Source organism: Mycolicibacterium baixiangningiae (assembly GCF_016313185.1).
Lineage (GTDB): Bacteria > Actinomycetota > Actinomycetes > Mycobacteriales > Mycobacteriaceae > Mycobacterium > Mycobacterium baixiangningiae.
This window is the reverse complement of record NZ_CP066218.1, coordinates 780,065-799,374: the sequence shown is the minus strand read 5'-3', so window position 1 is coordinate 799,374 and position 19,310 is coordinate 780,065. Positions and strand designations below refer to the sequence as shown.

General features: G+C 69.0%; 22 protein-coding genes. 9 read left to right on the top strand and 13 right to left on the bottom strand.

Annotation, left to right across the window (positions count from 1 at the left end):
- Positions 1 to 91 precede the first annotated feature (91 nt).
- From I7X18_RS03755 to I7X18_RS03740, 4 genes are read right to left on the bottom strand one after another with little or no spacing between them, the layout of a single operon-like run.
- Positions 92 to 838 carry a phosphoglyceromutase gene (locus I7X18_RS03755; RefSeq protein WP_193044490.1) on the bottom strand — a complete coding sequence of 249 codons (747 nt, stop codon included), beginning with the start codon at positions 836 to 838 and terminating at the stop codon, positions 92 to 94.
- A gap of 42 nt (positions 839 to 880) precedes the next feature.
- The gene (locus I7X18_RS03750; protein ID WP_193044491.1) at positions 881 to 1,411 is read right to left on the bottom strand and encodes a type III secretion system chaperone family protein; all 531 of its coding nucleotides are present in this window, start codon (positions 1,409 to 1,411) and stop codon (positions 881 to 883) included.
- Positions 1,408 to 2,727, bottom strand: a complete 1,320-nt coding sequence (gene mshA, locus I7X18_RS03745; RefSeq protein ID WP_193044492.1) for a D-inositol-3-phosphate glycosyltransferase — start codon at positions 2,725 to 2,727, stop codon at positions 1,408 to 1,410. The genes I7X18_RS03750 and mshA overlap by 4 nt, the downstream gene beginning before the upstream one ends.
- A gap of 49 nt (positions 2,728 to 2,776) precedes the next feature.
- Positions 2,777 to 4,090, bottom strand: coding sequence for an ROK family protein (locus I7X18_RS03740; protein ID WP_193044493.1), 1,314 nt, complete (start codon positions 4,088 to 4,090; stop codon positions 2,777 to 2,779).
- A gap of 183 nt (positions 4,091 to 4,273) precedes the next feature.
- Here I7X18_RS03740 and I7X18_RS03735 point away from each other — a divergent pair, with 183 nt between their 5' ends.
- Positions 4,274 to 5,029, top strand: coding sequence for an SDR family oxidoreductase (locus I7X18_RS03735; protein WP_193044494.1), 756 nt, complete (start codon positions 4,274 to 4,276; stop codon positions 5,027 to 5,029).
- Between the two features lie 27 nt (positions 5,030 to 5,056).
- Here the strand turns inward: I7X18_RS03735 and I7X18_RS03730 are convergent, their stop codons facing one another.
- Both I7X18_RS03730 and I7X18_RS03725 read right to left on the bottom strand, forming a co-directional pair.
- The gene (locus I7X18_RS03730; protein WP_269751292.1) at positions 5,057 to 6,349 is read right to left on the bottom strand and encodes a L,D-transpeptidase; all 1,293 of its coding nucleotides are present in this window, start codon (positions 6,347 to 6,349) and stop codon (positions 5,057 to 5,059) included.
- A gap of 15 nt (positions 6,350 to 6,364) precedes the next feature.
- Positions 6,365 to 7,390 carry a UDP-N-acetylmuramate dehydrogenase gene (locus I7X18_RS03725; RefSeq protein ID WP_232375478.1) on the bottom strand — a complete coding sequence of 342 codons (1,026 nt, stop codon included), beginning with the start codon at positions 7,388 to 7,390 and terminating at the stop codon, positions 6,365 to 6,367.
- A 92-nt stretch (positions 7,391 to 7,482) separates the two neighbouring features.
- On the opposite strand from I7X18_RS03725, the gene I7X18_RS03720 reads away from it, so the two are divergent.
- The 3 genes from I7X18_RS03720 to I7X18_RS03710 are packed head-to-tail and all read left to right on the top strand — an operon-like array spanning position 7,483 to position 9,334.
- A complete protein-coding gene (locus I7X18_RS03720) occupies positions 7,483 to 7,992 on the top strand; it encodes a DUF2505 domain-containing protein (protein ID WP_193044496.1) in 510 nt (169 codons plus the stop codon).
- Between the two features lie 23 nt (positions 7,993 to 8,015).
- Entirely contained in the window at positions 8,016 to 8,531 is a 516-nt protein-coding gene (locus I7X18_RS03715; RefSeq protein ID WP_226862937.1) for a DUF2505 domain-containing protein, read from the top strand.
- A gap of 5 nt (positions 8,532 to 8,536) precedes the next feature.
- The gene (locus I7X18_RS03710) at positions 8,537 to 9,334 is read left to right on the top strand and encodes a class I SAM-dependent methyltransferase (protein WP_193044497.1); all 798 of its coding nucleotides are present in this window, start codon (positions 8,537 to 8,539) and stop codon (positions 9,332 to 9,334) included.
- Here I7X18_RS03710 and I7X18_RS03705 read toward each other — a convergent pair.
- Entirely contained in the window at positions 9,326 to 10,837 is a 1,512-nt protein-coding gene (locus tag I7X18_RS03705; protein ID WP_193044498.1) for a high affinity choline transporter 1, read from the bottom strand. The two genes, I7X18_RS03710 and I7X18_RS03705, sit on opposite strands and share 9 nt — an antisense overlap.
- Positions 10,838 to 10,964: 127 nt before the next feature.
- Here I7X18_RS03705 and I7X18_RS03700 point away from each other — a divergent pair, with 127 nt between their 5' ends.
- The gene (locus I7X18_RS03700; protein WP_193044993.1) at positions 10,965 to 11,780 is read left to right on the top strand and encodes a carbon-nitrogen hydrolase family protein; all 816 of its coding nucleotides are present in this window, start codon (positions 10,965 to 10,967) and stop codon (positions 11,778 to 11,780) included.
- Entirely contained in the window at positions 11,777 to 12,649 is an 873-nt protein-coding gene (locus tag I7X18_RS03695) for an LmeA family phospholipid-binding protein (RefSeq protein WP_193044499.1), read from the top strand. Before I7X18_RS03700 ends, I7X18_RS03695 begins: the two co-directional genes overlap by 4 nt.
- Positions 12,650 to 12,652: 3 nt before the next feature.
- Here the strand turns inward: I7X18_RS03695 and deoC are convergent, their stop codons facing one another.
- The 6 genes from deoC to I7X18_RS03665 form a co-directional block, all read right to left on the bottom strand.
- The gene (gene deoC, locus I7X18_RS03690; protein WP_193044500.1) at positions 12,653 to 13,333 is read right to left on the bottom strand and encodes a deoxyribose-phosphate aldolase; all 681 of its coding nucleotides are present in this window, start codon (positions 13,331 to 13,333) and stop codon (positions 12,653 to 12,655) included.
- Entirely contained in the window at positions 13,333 to 13,773 is a 441-nt protein-coding gene (locus tag I7X18_RS03685) for a DUF2599 domain-containing protein (RefSeq protein WP_193044501.1), read from the bottom strand. Before I7X18_RS03685 ends, deoC begins: the two co-directional genes overlap by 1 nt.
- Before the next feature lie 4 nt (positions 13,774 to 13,777).
- Positions 13,778 to 14,062 carry a DUF2516 family protein gene (locus I7X18_RS03680; RefSeq protein WP_193044502.1) on the bottom strand — a complete coding sequence of 95 codons (285 nt, stop codon included), beginning with the start codon at positions 14,060 to 14,062 and terminating at the stop codon, positions 13,778 to 13,780.
- A 42-nt stretch (positions 14,063 to 14,104) separates the two neighbouring features.
- Entirely contained in the window at positions 14,105 to 14,734 is a 630-nt protein-coding gene (locus I7X18_RS03675) for a heparin-binding hemagglutinin (protein WP_193044503.1), read from the bottom strand.
- Positions 14,727 to 15,212 carry a helix-turn-helix domain-containing protein gene (locus tag I7X18_RS03670; RefSeq protein ID WP_193044504.1) on the bottom strand — a complete coding sequence of 162 codons (486 nt, stop codon included), beginning with the start codon at positions 15,210 to 15,212 and terminating at the stop codon, positions 14,727 to 14,729. Before I7X18_RS03670 ends, I7X18_RS03675 begins: the two co-directional genes overlap by 8 nt.
- A 92-nt stretch (positions 15,213 to 15,304) precedes the next feature.
- Entirely contained in the window at positions 15,305 to 16,639 is a 1,335-nt protein-coding gene (locus I7X18_RS03665; protein WP_193044505.1) for a DUF445 domain-containing protein, read from the bottom strand.
- A gap of 92 nt (positions 16,640 to 16,731) precedes the next feature.
- Here I7X18_RS03665 and I7X18_RS03660 point away from each other — a divergent pair, with 92 nt between their 5' ends.
- From I7X18_RS03660 to I7X18_RS03650, 3 genes are all read left to right on the top strand, one after another.
- Positions 16,732 to 17,424 carry a TetR/AcrR family transcriptional regulator gene (locus tag I7X18_RS03660; protein WP_193044506.1) on the top strand — a complete coding sequence of 231 codons (693 nt, stop codon included), beginning with the start codon at positions 16,732 to 16,734 and terminating at the stop codon, positions 17,422 to 17,424.
- Between the two features lie 16 nt (positions 17,425 to 17,440).
- On the top strand, positions 17,441 to 18,301 hold the full coding sequence (locus I7X18_RS03655; RefSeq protein WP_193044507.1) for a polyphosphate kinase 2 family protein: 861 nt from the start codon (positions 17,441 to 17,443) through the stop codon (positions 18,299 to 18,301).
- Positions 18,302 to 18,443: 142 nt separating this feature from the next.
- A complete protein-coding gene (locus I7X18_RS03650; RefSeq protein WP_232375404.1) occupies positions 18,444 to 19,298 on the top strand; it encodes an endonuclease domain-containing protein in 855 nt (284 codons plus the stop codon).
- The last annotated feature ends 12 nt before the right edge of the window (positions 19,299 to 19,310 follow it).

Genomic DNA, 19,310 nt, shown 5'->3' with positions numbered 1-19,310 from the left:
GTCATCCCAGCAGCGTGCGGCCAAATCAAGACAAGTCACAGTCTGAAACGCAGGAGTTCGGCCGCAGTTCACCGCGTGTTCGCATTACGCCTTACTTCGCACCCTGCGAGGCGACCGCCGCCGCGCCGGCCGCCGCGGCGTCCGGATCGAGGTAGGTGCCGCCCGCCACGGTGGGCTTGAGCTCCGAGTCCAGGTCGTACCGCAGCGGGATGCCGGTGGGGATGTTGAGGCCGACGACGTCGTCGTCGGACATCCCGTCGAGGTACTTGACCAGCGCGCGCAGCGAGTTACCGTGCGCGGCGATCAGCACGGTCTTGCCCGCGCGCAGGTCCGGCACGATCGTCTCCTCGAAGTACGGGACGAAGCGGGCGACCACGTCGGCGAGGCATTCGGTGAGCGGCCCGCCGCCGATGTCGGCGTAGCGGGGGTCGCTGTCCTGGCTGTACTCGCTGCCCGCCTCGATCGCCGGGGGCGGCGTGTCATAGCTGCGCCGCCAGGCCATGAACTGGTCCTCGCCGTACTTCTCTTTGGTCTCGGCCTTGTTCAGCCCCTGCAGCGCGCCGTAGTGCCGCTCGTTGAGCCGCCAGTCGCGGTGTACCGGGATCCAGTGCCGGTCCGCCTTGTCCAGCGCGATGTTCGCGGTGGTGATGGCCCGGCGCAGCAGCGAGGTGTAGAGCACGTCGGGCAGCCGGTCCAGGTCGCCGATCAGCTCACCCGCCCGCGCGGCCTCGGCCCTGCCCTTCTCGGTCAGGTCGACGTCGACCCACCCGGTGAACAGATTGAGCGCGTTCCATTCACTTTCGCCGTGACGGAGCAGGATCAGCGTCGAATCTCCCATGGCTGAATCCTCTCACGGGGACCGCGAAGCGCACCTTCACCGTCAGGGGGCTGCGCCGCCCGCGCCCTGCTCACCGTCGGGATCGTCGATGAGGTGGCGGAACGCCTTGAGGTTGTTCAGCGACTCACCGCGCGAGACCCGCCACTCCCATTCCTTCTGGATGGAGGTGCGGAACCCGAGTTCGAGGAGGGTGTTGAAATCGGCGTCGACGGCTTCGAGGACCTGGCCGAGGATGCGGTCGATCTCGTCGGGAGTGACCGAGTGCAACGCCATCCGCCCGACGAGATAGATGTCGCCGACGTTGTCGAGGGTGTAGGCCACCCCGTAGAGGCGCCGGTTGCGCTTGAGCATGAACCGGTACACGCCTTCGTGGTTCTCGTCGGGTTTGCGGCAGACGAACGCCTCGATGCGGACCGAATGCTCGCCGATCGACAGGATCGTGTTGGTCTTCAGGCGGCGTTCGCCGGGCAGTTCGACGATGATGCCGGGCAGTCCGCCGTGCGCGCCGTCGTGGAACGTGTAGGCCAGATCGTGTTCCTCCAACGTGTTTACGATCGTCTGCCTGATGCTCATGCCCGCACTCCCCGCCGCCGCGAGAACCGCCGCGCGGTGCGGCGCGAGAGCGTTCCCTCGTCGCGGGGACGCCGGTCGCGGTAGTCGCTGATGGCCCGGCCGTAACTGGCCAGCAGGTCGTCTACGGTGGTGGCCCACGAGAAGGTGGCCGCATGCTCGACCGCGGCCTGCCGCATGGTGTCCGGACCGCGCGACAGCAGCGAGTCGATGGTGTGCGCCCAGTCTCCGGCGTCGTGGCCGTCGACCAGCGCGCCGGTCACCCCGTCACGCACCGCGACCGGCAGCCCGCCGACCGACGCGGCAACCACCGGGGTTCCGCACGCCTGCGCTTCGACCGCGACCAGCCCGAACGACTCCGAGTAACTCGGCACCGCAACCAGATCCGCGGCGCGGTACACCCGAACCAGATCCTCCCGAGACTGCGGCGGCAGGAACGTCACGCGCGCCGAGATACCCAGCTCGTCGGCGAGCGCCACCAGGGTGTCCGGGGCGGCCAGACCGCTGCCCGACGGTCCGCCGGCGATGACCACCCGCACGTCGGGTAGTTTCGCCGCCGCGCGCAACAGGATGTCGGGGGCCTTCAGCGGCTGGATGCGTCCGACGAACGCGACGACGGTCTCGCGCTGGTCCAGTCCGAGCGCGGCGCGGGCCGCACCCCGGTCACCGGGTGTGAATGTCTCCAGGTCGACACCGGGATGCACCACGTCGATCCGCGAGCGATCGGCGTGATGTAGCGAAACCAGTTGCTCTGCTTCGAGTTCGGTGTTGACGATCAACCGGTCGGCCTCGTCGACCACCTGCTGCTCGCCGACGGCACGCAGCGGCGGTTCGGGTGAGTCCCCTTCGGCCAGTGCGGCATTCTTCACCGCGGCGAGCGTGTGCGCGGTGTGCACCAGCGGCACCGCCCAGCGGTCCCGCGCCAGCCAGCCGACCTGACCGGACAGCCAGTAGTGCGAGTGCACGATGTCGTAGTAGCCGGGTTCGTGGGTCGCCTCGGCGCGCAGCACGCCGGCGGTGAACGCGCACAGCTGGGTCGGCAGATCGTATTTGTCGAGCCCCTCGAACGGCCCTGCGACGACGTTGCGCACCAGGACGCCCGGCGCCACCCGCACGACCGACGGATCGGCCGACGACGTGGCGCGGGTGAAGATCTCCACCTCGACACCGCGGCGCGCCATGTGCAGCGCGCTCTGCAGAACGTAGACGTTCATACCGCCGGCATCGCCGGTGCCGGGCTGCGCCAGCGGCGACGTGTGCACCGACAACACGGCTACTCGCTGGGGCGGCCTACCGAGCTGGTCCGTTGCTAGGCGCACGCACTCATGTCTACACCCCGGTCATCGGCACGCCGTCACGACGGCGCTGTCACGACGCCGCTTCGGGACGGCGGGGCGACACCCGCCGCATCGCGGCGATCGGGTCGGCGTAGAGCCCACCCAGTGACACCACCCCGGCGCCGGCCTCCTGCACCCGGTTGCCGAAAGTGGTCAGCCGGATGGCGCGCGAGGGCAGCACCGAACGCGCGGCGAACGCCGCTTCGACCAGCGGCATGGCCTCGGGGTATTCGGTGAACGCCTGCCCGCCGACCACCAGGTCGTCGGGGTTGAGCATGTCGCGCAGCAACGCCACCGCCTCGCCGAGCACCCGTGCCCGCTCACCCAACAACGCCTGCGCCGACTCGTTGCCCTGACGCGCCGCGCGCAGCACCGCCGCCATCGTCGACGTCGGCCCTTCGGGAGCGATGATGCGCTGCCCGCGGGCGGCGGTGAGCACCGCCTCGTCGCTGACCGTCGACTCCAATTGCCCGCTGCCGCCGAGCAATTCAGACTGGGCGGGCAGCGCCGCGATGGTGCCGGGCCCGCTGGTCGGCGAGTGCACCCGGCCGTCGATCGACAACGCGAAGCCGACCGTCTCCCTGGCGTAGACGTACAGGCTCGTCGACGAGGACGCGGCGGCGGGCCTGCGCGAGCCCAGCAGCAGCTCGGCCCCGGCCATCGCGTCGACGTGTGAGGCCACCGATACCGGCAACCCCAGCGATTCGGCGAGCACCGGCCCGACGGGGGCCTGCGACCAACCCAGCCGCGGGTGGTCCAGATAGCCGCTGCCACCGTCGACGACACCGCCGGCGGCAACGCCGACCCACAGCGGACGGCGCCGGTGCCACCGGCTCAGGTATTTGCGGGCGCTGACCGACAGCACCGTGAGCGCCGCCTCCTGCGGTCCTCTCGGCGTCGGGGTCTCCACCACGTCGAGCGTCCGGCCGAACAGATCGGTCGCGACGATGCTCGTGATCTTGGCGCCGATGTGGATGCCCAGGGTGAGGAACGGTTCGTGGTTGACCTCGACGGGCACCCGCGGGCGACCGATGGCGCCCGATACGGCGAGGTCGGCGCGCTCCCGCAGGATCGCGGCGTCGAGTAGCGCGCTGACCTGACGGTTGACGGTGGCGATGCTCAGACCGGTGACTCGGGCGATGGCATCGCGGGCGATCGGACCGCGCAGACGCGCGGCGGCGAAGACCGAGGCAGCCGCTGCGTCAGCGACTTTCAGCGCCGGAGCGACGACGTGGCGCTGATGGGGGATCCGCGGTGGCGGCGCCGCGACGAGCGGCCGCTTGGATGCGGGCCGACGACGCACCGCGGCGGGAACGACGGGGGCGGGGGTGAGGGTGGCGCGCACGGGATTGTCCTTCGGGAGAGTCGGCGGGTGGGTTCTGGCCACACCTACGACTCAACGGGAAACGGATCCCTGGGTTCGGTCAGGCGCGGCGAAGTACGCGACGACAACAACAGTGCCGTGCGTCGAAGCCCTGACCACCGGAGAACACGAATCGAATTTAGCACGCTGACTAGAGTTGGGCAGATGACGACTCCAGGAGGCGACCAGCGCGTCGCAGTGGTCACCGGCGCCAGTGCGGGTATCGGTGCCGCCACTGCGAGAACCCTTGCCGCACAAGGCTTTCACGTGATCTGCGTAGCCCGTCGCGAAGAGCCCATCACGGCTATCGCCGAGGAGATCGGCGGCACGGCGATTGTGGCCGACGTCACTTCCGCCGAGGCGGTCTCCGCGTTGGCCGAGGCGCTGGACCGCGTGGATGTGCTGGTCAACAACGCCGGCGGCGCCCGCGGACTGGACCCGATCGCCGACGCCGACATCGAGCACTGGCGATGGATGTGGGAGGCCAACGTGCTCGGCACGCTGCTGGTGACACGTGCGCTGCTGCCGAAGCTGATCGCCTCCGGCGACGGACTGATCGTCACCGTCACCTCGATCGCCGCCGTGGAGATCTACGACAACGGCGGCGGCTACACCTCGGCCAAACACGCCCAGGGCGTCCTGCACCGCACGCTGCGCAGTGAGCTACTCGGAAAGCCGGTGCGGCTCACCGAAGTCGCGCCCGGCATGGTGCAGACCGAGTTCTCGCTGAACCGGTTCGAGGGTGACGAGGAACGCGCGGCGAAGGTCTACGAGGGGGTCACCCCGCTGGTGGCCGAGGACATCGCCGAGGTGATCGGGTTCGTCGCGAGCCGACCGTCCCACGTCGACCTGGACCTGATCGTGGTCCGGCCACGTGATCAAGTCAGCGGCGCGAGCGGATCACGCTTCAACCGACGCTGACCCATCGCTGCCGAACCGACGAGAGACCTACCCGCCGGGACGGCTGTCGACCGGCTGCGGGGCGCCCGTCGGCGTGACAGGTGCCGTGCTGGGGATGCCCGTCGGCGCGTTCGCCTCCGACAGCGCCGACATCGACTTCCATTCGTCCCACGACACGGCCCAGTCCCAGATGTCGCCGTCGGCGTAGGACAGCTGGATGCGGGTGCCCGTCACCTCGACCGGATCGCCGTACATCGCGGAGTTGAAGTACTGCTGCGAATTCTCCAGGTTCAGGTTGATGCATCCGTTGGTGACGTTGCTGTTGCCCTGCGAACCGAGGCTGTTGGGGTTGCAGTGGATGAACTCGCCGTTGTTGGAGATCCGCACCGCGAACCGCTCGCGGACATTGGCGTATCCGGCGGCGGGGTTGGTCATGTAGAAGTCCTCGTACTTCTCGGTGACCACGTGGATGCCGCTGCGGGTGACGTTGCGGTCCAGGTCGCCCTCGCCGTAGCTGCACGGGAAGTCCATGATCACCGCGCCCGCCTGGTCGATCACCTGGATGCGGTGGCTCGATGCCTCGGCCTTGACCACCTGCCGGCGGCCGATGCTGAAGTCGAGCGACGAGTCGGCGGCGCCGTACGCGTCCTCGCCGAATTTCACCCCGTAGAGCCTGGCGTCCACCCGCACCGTCGTACCGGGAGCGAAGTACTCCTTGCTGCGCCAGTGCACCCGTGACCCGGCGGCTTCGTCGGGCAGCCACGCCCAGCTGCCCTCGGTGGGCGGGTTCGTGGTGACCGACAGCGCCTTCTCGACCGTCGCCCTGTCCTTGTCGTCGATCGACGCGTCGAACTGCAGGATGACGGGAGCGGCGACGCCGACGGTCTGCCCGTCGGACAGCTGGAACTGCCCGTTGACCTGGGTCGACGGATCGAGCGTGGTGAACTCACCCCGGACGGGTACGGCTTTTCCGTCCTCGCCGACCGCCGAACCGGACCAGCTGTAGGTCACGCCGTAGCCGAGCGGTTCGCCGACGGTGAAGACGTTGCGGTCGTGGTTCAGCGCGCCCGCGACGGGCCGGCCTTCGGCGTTGGTCAGGGCCACCCGCTGGAACCAGCCGCCGGCGACCTCGACCCGCACCGGATCCGTGGGTAAGACGTCGGTGGCCGAGGTTGCCGGTTCGAACGACAGCGAGGCCGAGGCCGGCGCTTCCGCCGGGTCAGGGGTGTTGCTGGCCGACCGGCTGCAGGCCGCGAGCGCACCGGGCGCGACGAGTCCGACCGCCAGCGCGGTCAGGGCACGCCGCCTGGTCATCGGCGGCGACTTGTCGGCGGCACTCACGTATAGCGACGATACCTAGAGCGAGCAGCCGACCAGTGTCGGCTCGGGGGCGAGTTCGATTCCGAAGGCCGTGCGCACACCGTCGCGCACCGTTCTGGCCAGCGCAATCACGTCGGCGGTGCTGGCGTGGCCCCGATTGGTCACAGCCAGCGCATGTTTGGTCGACAGCCGGGCCGGGGCACCGTCGGCTGGGTAGCCCTTGCCGAACCCCGCGCGTTCGACCAGCCAGCCGGCCGCCAGCTTCACCCCGTCCGCGGCCGGGTAGCTGGGCACCGGGCCGTCCACCTGGGCGGTGAGGCGTTGGTACTCCGCCGCCGTCACCACGGGGTTGGTGAAGAAGGACCCGACGCTCCAGGTGTCCGGGTCGGCGTCGTCGAGCACCATGCCCTTGCCGCGGCGCAGCGCCAGAACCGCCTCGCGCACCCGGACCGGATCGGCACGATCGCCGGGTGCGACGTCCAGCGCCCTGGCGAGTTCGCCGTAGCGCAGCGGCGCGCTGCGCCCCTCGACGTCGAGGGAGAACTCCACCTCGAGCACCACGGCATGTGGCGAGTGCTTCAGCACGCTGGTGCGGTATCCGAACGCCATCTCCTGCGGCGCCACCCAGACGTCGCGTCCCGTGCGCCGGTCGAACAGCCGGACGCGCCGGATGGTGTCGGCGACCTCGGCCCCGTAGGCGCCGACGTTCTGTACCGGGGTGGCACCGGCCGATCCGGGGATGCCCGAAAGGCACTCCAGCCCGCCGAGGCCGTGCGCCAGTGCGGTGACCACGACGTCGTCCCAGTTCGCGCCGGCCTCCGCCAGCACGAGGCCGTCTCGCACGGTGATCTCGGTGTTGGCGACGCGGATCACGGTGAGCTCGTCGAGGTCGTCGGCCAGCACCACGTTCGACCCGCCGGCCAGGATCAGCCCGTCCCGGAAAGCCGGTGCACGCAGGGCCGCGATGAGCTGTTCGCTGCTGGCGGCGGTGACCAGCCGGCGCGCGACGGGCCCGACCCGCAACGTGGTCAGCGGGGCCAGTGCGACGTCGGCCTCGACCACCGCGCCCGCGAGTTCCTGACCGAAGTTCCTCCCCGGGTCACTTCGCTCCTGCCCGCCGCTACCCACGGCCGGTAACGGTAGCCTGGCCAGCTATGCCGCGCTCATTCGACTTGGCCGCCGACTACGAGGGCACCGTCGACCAGGTGCACCGAGCGCTCAGCGACGAACGGTACTGGCTGGCGCGGCTCGCGGATTCCGGCGCCGACGACGCCACGCTCGACGGGATGACCGTCGGTGACGACGGCACCGTCAAGGTCACCACCACGCAGACGCTGCGCGCCGACCGGCTGCCCGGTGTGGTCGCGCAGTTCCACCGCGGTGACCTGTCAATCCAGCGCGAGGAGACCTGGACCGCCGTGCAGGACGGCAGGGCCACCGCGACGGTCACCGGCTCCATCCCCGGCGCGCCGGTCACGCTGACCGGCACGGCGCAGCTCGTCCCCGGCGCCGCCGGCGGGTCCCGGCTCGAACTCAATGCGACGGTCGAGGTGCGGGTGCCGCTCGTCGGCGGCAAGATCGAGAACTTCATCGGCAACGGGCTGGTCGACCTGATCATCGCCGAGCAGCGGTTCACCACGGTGTGGATCACGGAGAACGTCTGAGCGGGCGCGTAGCCTGAGCTCCCATGAGTCGGCGGATGGAACACACCGTCACGTTCGACGCGCCCGCCGCACACATCCACGCGCAGTTCACCTCCGAGGAGTACTGGCGCACGCTGGCCGAGGTCTACCGGGAGCTCAATCCGCGCACCGAGCTGACCCTGTTCCGGTCCGATGCGCGCGGCACCGACATCGCGCTGCGGCAGGTGATGCCGCGCGACGATCTGCCGCCGATCGCCCGCAAGGTGATGCCGGTCGACCTGGTGATCACCCGCGAACAGCACTTCGCTCCGTTCGACGCCGCCGCCGCGCGCGCCGAGGGCACCTTCGCCGCCACGATGCCCCGTGCGCCGGGGCGGCTCGACGGCCGCTACGAACTGGCCGACACCGCGACCGGCAGCCAGTTGCGGGTGCGCAGCTCCTGCAAGGTCTCCATCCCGCTGGTCGGCGGCACCCTCGAAGACCTCATTCTGACCAACATGCGCCACCTGTTCGACGGTGAACAGCGGTTCACCGCCGAACGGGTCAGCGGCCGCCGCTGAAGCCGATGATGCAGCGTCCGAACACCCCGATCGGCGTTCTCACCCGCGGCACGACGGGGCACAACCGGCTGCGCCGCAGTGACCGCTGGCTGGTGCACTCCCCGCGCGTGCGGACGGCGCTGCTGTCGGCGGCCGATCCGCTGGTCGTCGACCTGGGCTACGGCGCGCTCCCGGTCACCACGCTGGAGCTGGCGGCCCGGCTGCGCTCGGTGCGTCCCGATGCGCGCGTCGTCGGCCTGGAGATCCACCCGGAGCGTGTCGCGGCCGCCCGCGCCGTCGCGGCGACGGAGGTCGAGTTCGCGCTCGGCGGCTTCGAGCTGGCGGGGTTGCAGCCGGTGCTGGTGCGGGCGTTCAACGTGCTGCGGCAGTACCCGGTGGAGGCGGTCCGCGGGGCGTGGGACGTGATGCGGAGCCGGTTGGCGCCCGGCGGTCTCATCGTCGACGGCACCTGCGACGAGTTGGGCCGTCGGTGCGCGTGGGTGCTGCTGGACGCCGCGGGCCCGGTCAGCCTCACGCTGGCGTGCGATCCGTTCGCCATCGAGCGTCCGTCCGATCTCGCCGAACGCCTCCCGAAAGTGCTGATCCACCACAACGTGCCCGGTCAGCCGATCCACCGGCTGTTCACCGCGGCGGACCGGGCGTGGGCCAGCGCGGCGGGTCACGGCGTCTTCGGACCGCGGATCCGCTGGCGCGCGATGCTGGAGCTGCTGGCCGACGAGGGCATCCCGGTCGAACAGCCGCGGCGCAGGATGCGGGACGGGGTGCTCACGGTGCCGTGGGAAACCGTGTCTCCGTCACCGTGAGGCGACCGGCTCCCGGCCGGGCGCACCGGCCAGCGCATCGTCGAGATCCTCGGCGACCTGGATGTCGAGTCCACGGATCGGCGCGGGCGGGCTGACGAGCGCGATCACGACGTAGGTGGCCAGCGACGCGGCGAACGCGATGAACGTCGGCCAGCCGTCGAACGACGCGTCGAAGACGCCGTTGGGGACGTAGAGGATCGTGTTGTCCAGGCCGTACATCGTCGGCGTCATCACGAACAGCACCAGGCGCACCGTCAGGCCGACGACGATGGACACCAGGGCAGCGGCGGTCGTCCCCCTGCGCCAGATGAGGCCGAGGACGAACGGGACCACCAGACAGGCCAGCAGCAGGTCGAAGGCGAGGGTCAGCAGGATTCCCGTCTGTTTGACGTAGATCGCGATCGCGATGGCCAGCAGGGTCACCGGGACCATCGCGATGCGGGTGGCCCGCAGCAGCGGGTCGACCTGATCCGGCACCCGCATGCGTCGGACGCCGCCGAGGTTGCGCACGGAGACGTTGGAGATGGCCAGGATCGCGCCGTTGGCGGTGCTCATGGACGCGCCGACGAGCCCGCACAGCACCAGGACCGTCAGCGCCAGCGGTGCGTACCCGTCGAGCAGTACCAGCAGGATCGGCCCGTCGAGTTCTTCGGGCAGGAACGCCTTCGCCGAGAGCACGACGAGTCCGAACGGCACGCAGATCGCGACCACGCCGGCCGCCGCCCCGAAGCAGGCCCGCCGCGCCGTCTCCGGCGACTTCGCGGCGAAGACCCGCTGCATGAAATCGATCGCCACGATGTCGCCGATGCCCAGCGCGATCAGCGTCGCCCAGTTGACCGTGGCGCCCTGCGCGGGATCGGTCATCTGGCCGAGGTCCAGCGGACCCATCCCCTCCTCGATCGACAGACCGTGGGTGGTGGCCATCCAGATCAGCAGGCCGACCGCGCCGACCAGGATCATCGTCATCTGGATGATCGCGGTGTACGCGTCGGCCAGCAGCCCGCCGGTCCCGGCGTAGGCCACGGCCAGCACCGCGATGATGACCGTGCCGAGCCAGTACGGGATGCCGAGGAAGTAGTTGAACAGAAATCCACCCGCCACGAGATTGCCCGCCACGAGGATGCAGAAGCCGAGGATCAGCATGACCGAGGCGGCCACTTCCACGCCACGGCCGAACCGCAGCCGGTAGTAGTCGGGGAACGACGTCAGCCCCATCCGGTTCATCGGCTTGGCGAAGAACAGGCCGGTGAAGAACAGGCACAGGGCCAGGCCCAGCGGCAGGCAGGCACCGGCCCAGAAGCCGAACTGCGAAGCCAGGTCGGTGTTGCCCAGGGTGGCGTTGGTGTCGACAGCCGAACCCATCAGCGCGCCGCCGACCAGCACGAGCGGCAGTGTCCGGCCGCCGACGAGGAAGTTGGCGCTGTCGCCCGCGATCCGCCGGGAGACGAGGAAACCGACGAAAACCACGACGGCGATGCTGATCCCCACTCCGAGAAGCACCATCGGAAAGCCTCCTTGCCCTGCGATTCGCCCGACAGACAAACCCCGCGTCGTTACAGCGGTTCGCGACCGGCGTTAACGACGTGTTGCAACCGGATCGCGCCCGTAGGCTGACGCCATGTCCAGAGCCATGCGGATCGCGTGTGCGCAGATCGCCGCCGGCACCGACCCCGCGGCCAACCTCGAGGTGGTCGAGGACTTCACCCGTCGCGCCGTCGACGCCGGCGCGCAACTGGTGCTGTTCCCCGAGGCGACGATGTGCCGGTTCGGTGTCCCGCTGGCTCCGGTCGCCGAACCGCTCGACGGACCGTGGGCCGGTGCGGTGCGGTCCATCGCCGACCGCGCCGGCGTCACTGTCGTCGCCGGGATGTTCACCCCGAGTGGCGACGGCCGGGTCCTCAACACCTTGATCGCCGCGGGCCGCGGAGTGGACGCCCACTACCACAAGATCCACCTCTACGACGCGTTCGGATTCCGCGAATCCCGCACTGTCGCACCAGGTTCGGAGCCCGTCACGATCACCGTCGCGGGCGTCGAGGTCGGCTTGACGACCTGTTACGACATCCGCTTTCCCGAGCTCTACGTCGAGTTGGCCCGTCGTGGTGCGGAGCTGATCACCGTGCACGCCTCGTGGGGTGCGGGTCCGGGCAAGCTCGACCAGTGGACGCTGCTGGCGCGGGCCCGCGCGCTCGACACCACCGGCTACCTCGCGGCCGTCGACCAGGCCTATCCGGGTGACGAGGTGGCGGCGTCCGGACCGACCGGGATCGGCGGCAGCCTGGTCGCCTCGGCGACCGGAGATGTGGTGGCCGCGGCGGGTCCCGACCCTCAACTGCTGGTCGCCGACCTCGATCTGGACGCCGCGCGCACGGTGCGCGAGACCATCGCCGTGCTGGACAACCGCGCGGAGGTCGACTCACCGGGTAGGGCAGAATCGCGGGCGTGACCGATCCCTGGGCCCGTCCGGCCAGCCAGCCGCCAGTCCCGCCTCCCCCGCCGTTTTCGCAGGGTGGACCGCCGTCGGCGCCCGGCCCGGGCGGGGAACCGCCGAAGGAACGCGGCTCCGTCCTGGCGAAGCTCAAGGACGTGTTCAGCGATCCGCTGTCGATCGTGCTGGCCGTCGTCATCGTGGTGGCGCTGATCGCGGCCGGTCTGCTCGGCGGGGAGTTGTACGCCCGCAACCGCGCCGACGACGTGGTCTCGCGCGTGGTGTCCTGCATCGTCGAGGACCAGGCCACCGCGTCGTTCGGGGCGATGCCGCCGTTCCTGCTGCAGCACATGACCGGCCACTACACGAACATCGACATCGAGACCGCCGGCAATCAGATCCGTAACGCCAAGGGTATGAAGGTCGGCATCGACATCAAGGACGTCCGCCTGGAGGACTCCGCGAACTCCAGCGGCAGCATCGGCTCGATGGCCGTGAACGTCACCTGGGCGTCGGAGGGCATCACCCAGACGGTCCAGGACGCGATTCCGCTGTTCGGCAGCTTCCTGACCGGGGTGAGCACCAACCCGTCAGATGGCACCATCGAGCTGGAGGGTGCGCTGGGCAGCATCACGGCCAAGCCCGAGGTCGCCAACGGCGGGATCACGCTGCAGGTGCAGCAGCTGACCGGGCTGGGGTTCACGCTCCCCCGCGAAGCCGTGCAGCCCGCGTTGAACGCGTTCACCGCCGGGCTGACGGAGAACTATCCGATGGACATCAAGGCGCAGAGCATCGAGGTCACCGACACCGGAATCACGGCGCTGTTGGCGACGCAGAACGCGGAGATCCCCAAGAGCGGCGAGGACCCCTGCTTCAACGGGCTGTGACGCTCAGTCCAGCCCGTCGAGCACGGCGCGGGTACCGGACAGTCCCAACCGGGTCGCGCCCGCGTCGAGCATGGCGACCGCGTCCGCGGCGGTGCGGATACCGCCGCTGGCTTTGACCTCGATCATGGGGCCGACGGTCGCGGCCATGATCTCCACCGCGGTCACCGAGGCGCCGCCGCAGGGGTGAAAGCCCGTCGAGGTCTTGACGTATTCGGCGCCGGCCGACTTCGCCGCCAGACACGCGTCGATCAGCACCTGCTCGCCGCCGTATTGAAGCAGCGCGGCGGATTCCACGATCACCTTGAGCAGGGCGCGCTCCCCGATGCCGGCGCGGACGGCGGCGATGTCGGCGTGCACCGCGGCCACGTCACCGCTGAGCATGGCGCCGACGTCGATCACCATGTCGATCTCGTCGGCGCCCGCGGCGACGGCGAGCGCGGCTTCGTGGGCCTTGACGCCGGGCAGGTGTTTACCGGACGGGAACCCGACGACGGCGGCGACCTTCGTCATGAACGGACGCGCGCGCATGGCGGCGGGCACCATCGACGGCGACACACAGACCGCGTAGACGTCGAGTTCCGCGGCCTCGTGGACGAGCGTGTCGACGTCGCCCTCGGTCGCTTCGGGCTTGAGCAGCGTGTGGTCGACGAGTCCGGCCACGCGTTCGCGGCTCCACCTGCCCATCAGAACGGCTCTTCGGTACCGCCGGGATTGCAGCCGGCGGCCACCATCTGCTCGACGGGGACCTCAGGCCGCCACGGCTCCAGGTTCCAGCTGGTCTTTCCGGGCTGGGCGAACTCCGCGAACTGCCAGTGGCAGTCGAACTGTTCACGCATGCCGGGGATGGCGGCGTCGGGTGAGGCGGCCAGCACCTCGGCCCAGGCGTGCTCGGCTTCCGTGACGGTGCCGACCTGACCCGCGGCCCGTCTGCCCGCGGCCGTCGGATAGACGCGCAGGCTGGACAGGTCGCCCCATTTGGCCCACGTGACGTGGTCGATGTAGGGCGGCGGCGGGGCGGGTTGCGCGGAAGCGGACGGCGCGACGACCGTTGAAAGAGACATCGAAAGAGACGCCGAGAGCGGCAGGACCAGGGCCGCCGTCACGGCAGCGAGGGAGAAACGCACCGACCTACCGCGACTTTCCCTGGATCTCGAGGATCTTCGGCCGGACATCGACCAGGTAGACACCGGCCGCGCACGCGCAGACCGCGGCGCCGAACGCATCGCGGAAGAGCAGGCAGACGAGAACACCGCCGCCGAGGATCGCCAGCCATACCGGCTTGGTGAGTTTCCCGGCCGCGGTGTAGGCGTCGGTGCGCTGTATCGCGGCGTGGACGAAGGAGTAAACACCCACGACCAACACGATCAGGACGAGACCCAGGACGATGACGCCCGCAAGGTCGGCAAGTATCACCTCACCAGCCTATGCGGGCGTCATCGCGCGGTCGAATTCGAGTTACTTCTGCGTGACCTTCTTGGCCGGAGCCTTCTTGGCCGGCGCCTTCTTGGCGGGAGCCTTCTTGGCGGGGGTCTTCTCGGCGGCGGGCGCCTTCTTGGCGGCCTGCTTGACCGGCGCGGCAGCCTCCTCGGTCTTCTTCGGCAGCTCGACACCGACGAGTTTGGCGGCGCGCTCACCGACGGCGCGGGTCTGTGACGCCACGTTGCCCAGGGCCTGCTCGGTCAAGTCGACGGCCTGATCGGTGTAGTTCTCGACGCGGTTGGCGGCGTCGGTGAAGCCGGGCTGGCTGCGCAGGCGCTCGAGTGCGGCCTCGCCACGCTCGACGAGCTTGGCGTAGGTGCTCTGCGCGGCCTCGGCGTAGCCCTCGGCGGCACGACGCAGCTCGTCGGCGGTCAGCCGCTCGCGCAGCTCCACGACCTGGGTCGGGAGTTCTCCCTGAAGCTTGTTGATGCGGGCGCGGCTCTCCTCGACGCGGCTGTTGGCGTCGCCGCGGGCCTCTTCGGCGCGCTCGAGCAGGCTCGCGACGATCTCGTTCACGGTGGCCAGGGCCAGATCGGCAGCGCCGACCGCGGCGAGCAGCGGGGCCTTGAGGTCTTCGATCTCGACCTGGGTGTTCTTCTCAGCCATGGTGGATGTCCTTTCCGGGATCTTGGGGGGTGGTTCCTAGTGCGCGTTCGATCAGGTCGACGTCGACCGGTGGGTGGTCACTCGTCGGCTCCTCATCCACGTCGCCTACGGCTGCCTCGTTCTGTTGGCAGAACGAGGTGTAGATGTCGAGCAGCACCTGCTTCTGCCGCTCGGTGATCGCCGTGTCGTTCACGATGGCGTCGCGGACCTGTCCGGGTTCGCTGGGTTCGAGGATCCCGGCTTGGACGTAGAGCACTTCGGCCGAGACCCGCAACGCCTTGGCGATCTGGTTGAGCACGTCAGCGGACGGTTTCCGCAATCCCCGCTCGATCTGGCTGAGGTAGGGATTGCTGACCCCTGCCTTCTCGGCCAACTGCCGTACGGACACCTGCGCCGCCTCGCGCTGACTCCGGATGAAGCTCCCGATGTCCTGCGCGGCGTTGGTCACCACGGCGGCAAGATTCTCGTCCTGCGGCATGGTGGTCACCCCCTCGAAACGCGGGTATCCGATCGACGACAAACCCACCGTACGCGGGGGTGCTAACAATTGCAAGCACTAGCTAGCGCAGGTCAGAACAGTAGCTGAGCTATCGAATAGATCGCGAGGCCGGCGAGCGACCCGACCACGGTGCCGTTGATCCGGATGAACTGCAGGTCGCGGCCGACGTGCGACTCGATGCGCCGGCTGGCCTCGTCGGCGTCCCAGCGCTGGACGGTGTCGGTGACGATCGTGGTGATCTCGGCGCCGTATTCGCCCACCACGTGCTGGGCCGCGCGGATGATCCAGCCGTCCACCTTGTCCCGCATGTCGACGTCGTCGCGCAAACTCTCCCCGATCCGCATGACCGAATCGGCGATGCGGGCGCGCAACGTCGACGAGGGATCGTCGACGGACTCGAGGATGATGCGCTTGGCCGCAGTCCACGCCGTCTCCGCCGCCCGCGCCACCTCGTCGCGCGCCATGATCTGTTCCTTGACGTTCTCCGCGCGCCGAATGGTCGCGTCGTCGTTCTGCAGATCGTCGGCGAACTCGAACAGGAACTTGGTGGCCGACCGGCGCAGCTCGTGGTCGGGGTTGCGCCGCACCTTGTCGGTGAAGTCCATCAGCTCACGGTGGATCCGGTCCCCCACGAGATGGTCGACCCAGCGCGGCGACCACTGCGGTGAATCGCGCTCGATGACCCGCTCGATGACCTCACCCGCGTTCAGCGACCACTCGAACGCCCGGTCGGCGAGCAGCTGGATGAGCGCCTCCTGGCGGCCCGCCTGCAGCAGTTCGGACAGCACCCGCCCCACCGGCGGGCCCCACTGCGGTTCGGCGATCCGCTTGACGATCATTCGGTCGAGCAGGTCCTGCACGTCCTCGTCGCGCAGCATCTCCACCAGCACCCGCAGCACGGTGGCCGTCTCCTTGGCCACCCGTTCGGCGTGCGAGCGGTCGGACAGCCACTTGCCGAGCCGGCCCGCCACGTCGGCGTCGCGCAGCTTGGTCTCCACGTTCTCGGCGGACAGGAAGTTCTCGCGGATGAACTCGCCCAGCCCCTCGCCGAGCTGATCCTTCTTGCGCTTGATGATCGCGGTGTGCGGGATCGGGATGCCCAGCGGATGCTTGAACAGCGCGGTGACCGCGAACCAGTCGGCGAGCGCACCGACCATTCCGGCCTCGGCGGCGGCGCGCACATAACCGACCCACGGCGCGGCGGTGCCCTGCGATTGGACCCAGGTGCAGAGCAGGAAGATCGCCGTGGCACCGAGCAGGAAGCCCAGCGCGACGGACTTCATGCGCCGCAGACCGCGGCGGCGTTCGGCGTCGGCCGCCGAGTCCGCGCCCGCGATCGCCTCGGCGAAGCTGGACCGCGGTGCGGCCGGGTCGGCGTGCTGTGTGGATGACACGTTGTCCATCATCCGCTATCGCGCGAGCCCCTCGGTCAAACGCGGCTGCCGGAGCCCATCGGCCGTAGTATCGAGAAGGACTAGTGAATGGGACTCCGGGGATAGTGGCACAACAGACCCCGCCTTTGGCGGTCAAGACCGATGGTCGGAAGCGGCGCTGGCATCAGCACAAGGTCGAACGCCGCAACGAATTGGTCGACGGCACCCTCGAAGCGATCCGTCGGCTGGGCAGCAACGTCAGCATGGACGAGATCGCCGCCGAGATCGGGGTTTCCAAGACCGTCCTGTACCGCTACTTCGTAGACAAGAACGACCTCACCACCGCAGTGATGATGCGCTTCGCCCAGATCACTCTGATCCCGAACATGGCCGCCGCGCTGACCTCGAACCTCGACGGCTACGACCTGACCCGCGAGATCATCAAGGTCTACGTGCAGACCGTCGCCAACGAGCCCGAGCCCTACCGCTTCGTCATGGCGAACAACTCGGCCAGCAAGAGCAAGGCCGTCGCCAACTCCGAGCAGATCATCGCGCGCATGCTCGCGGTGATGTTGCGCCGCCGCATGGCCGGGGCCGGGATGGACACCGGCGGTGTCGAACCGTGGGCCTATCACATCGTCGGCGGGGTGCAGTTGGCCACGCACTCGTGGATGTCGCATCCGCGGATGACCGCCGACGAACTCATCGACTACCTCACGATGCTGTCGTGGAGTGCGTTGTGCGGCATCGTCGAAGTGGGTGGCTCGCTGGACAAGTTCCGGTCCGAACCGCATCCGTCCCCGATTCTGCCGCCATAGCTGCTTGACTGGCGTCGTGACCGAAGACCTGCCCGAGCTGTGGACGCACGAGCCGCACATCCATCTGGCGTTCAGACCGGGCGACTCCGTCGCCACCATCGAGACCAATGCGACGCCGGGGTTCAAGGGAAACAAGAGCGACGCGGTCGACCTACTGGCGAAGCGGACCGAACGGTTCGCCGAACTGCAGGAGATGCTCTACGCCAACAGCCTTGCCGGCGACAATCGCAAGGTGTTGCTGGTGCTGCAGGGAATGGACACCGCAGGCAAGGGCGGCATCGTCAAACACGTTGTGGGAGCTGGCAATCCGCAGGGAATTCAGTACGCCAACTTCGGCAAGCCGACCGATGAGGAGCTGGCCCACGATTTCCTCTGGCGCATCGAGCGGAAGCTGCCGACGCCGGGACATATCGGGGTGTTCGACCGTTCACACTACGAGGACGTGCTGATCGTGCGGGTGCACGACCTCGTGGCACCCGAGGTCTGGAGCACCCGTTACGACACCATCAACGACTTCGAGAAGCGGCTCGTCCTCGACGGCACGACGATCGTCAAGGTCACGATGTTCGTGTCACTCGACGAGCAGAAGAAGCGGTTGGCCGAGCGCCTCTCCCGGCCAGACAAGTACTGGAAGTACAACCCCGCCGACGTCGACGAGCGGATGCTGTGGCCGCGCTACCAAGAGGCCTATCAAGCGATGCTCGAGCGCACATCGTCCGAATACGCGCCGTGGCACGTCATCCCCTGCGACCGTAAGTGGTACGCGCGCCTGGCCGTGACCGAGCTGCTGATCGAGGCGCTCGAACGTCTCGATCTTTCGTGGCCGCCAGCGGATTTCGACGTCGAGGCGGAGAAGAAGCGCCTCGCCGACGCCTAGCGTTCCTAGCTTGCGCCGACTGCACGGTTGTTGACACCCCCTCTCGACGTTTGCGTACAACAACCGTGCAGTCGCCGCAGTTGTCCACAGGTTGAGCAATTGCCGTCGGGTCGGGCGCCCCGGCGGCCTGACGATGAGAGGCGTGGGAGCCACACTCGTCGTCGCCACGGAAGCGCTCGAGTCGGGCGAACTGACGCGCCGGGACATCCGGCGGCGCTACACGATGGTCTATCGCAATGTTTACGTGCCCAACGGCGCCGAACTGACTGCTGCGGACCGGGCACGGGCGGCCTGGCTCTGGTCGGGAAGGCGGGCCACGCTCACCGGGCACTGCGCGGCGGCTGTGCTCGGCAGTCGTTGGATTGCGCCGGATGCACCCGTGGAGATCGCCCATTCCCGCCGCCCGGCAGCCAGAGGAATGATCGCGCGCTGCAACAACTTTCGTGACGACGAGGTGTGCGTGGTCGACGCCATGCGCTGCACGACCGTCGCCAGAACGGCTTACGACCTCGGGCGCCGACTCACCGAACAGATGGGCGTCATCCGCCTCGACGCACTGCTCAACGCGACCGGCGTGGCACCCCCGGCCGTCGACGCGGTCGCCGCACGTCATTCCGGGGCCAGGGGCATTCGCCGGCTGCGCAGGACGATGACACTGGTCGACGCCGGCGCCGAGTCCCCGCAGGAAACCCGACTGCGTCTACTGCTCGTGCGGTCAGGGTTGCCGCGACCAGTGACACAGATACCGGTGCACGACGACCGCGGACGAGTCGTTCGCCGCATCGACTTGGGTTGGCCGGACATCCGGGTCGGTGTCGAGTACGACGGCGAACAGCACTTCACCAATCCCGACGACTACGCCGGGGACATCGAACGCCTCGAGTTCCTCGCGGCGCGAGGTTGGCTGATCGTTCGTGTGAGTGCTACCCAGCTCCGCTACCGCAGGGCCGAGATCATCGACCGGGTGATGAAGGCTCGCCGAGTGCACGGTTGTTGACGGCTCTACTCG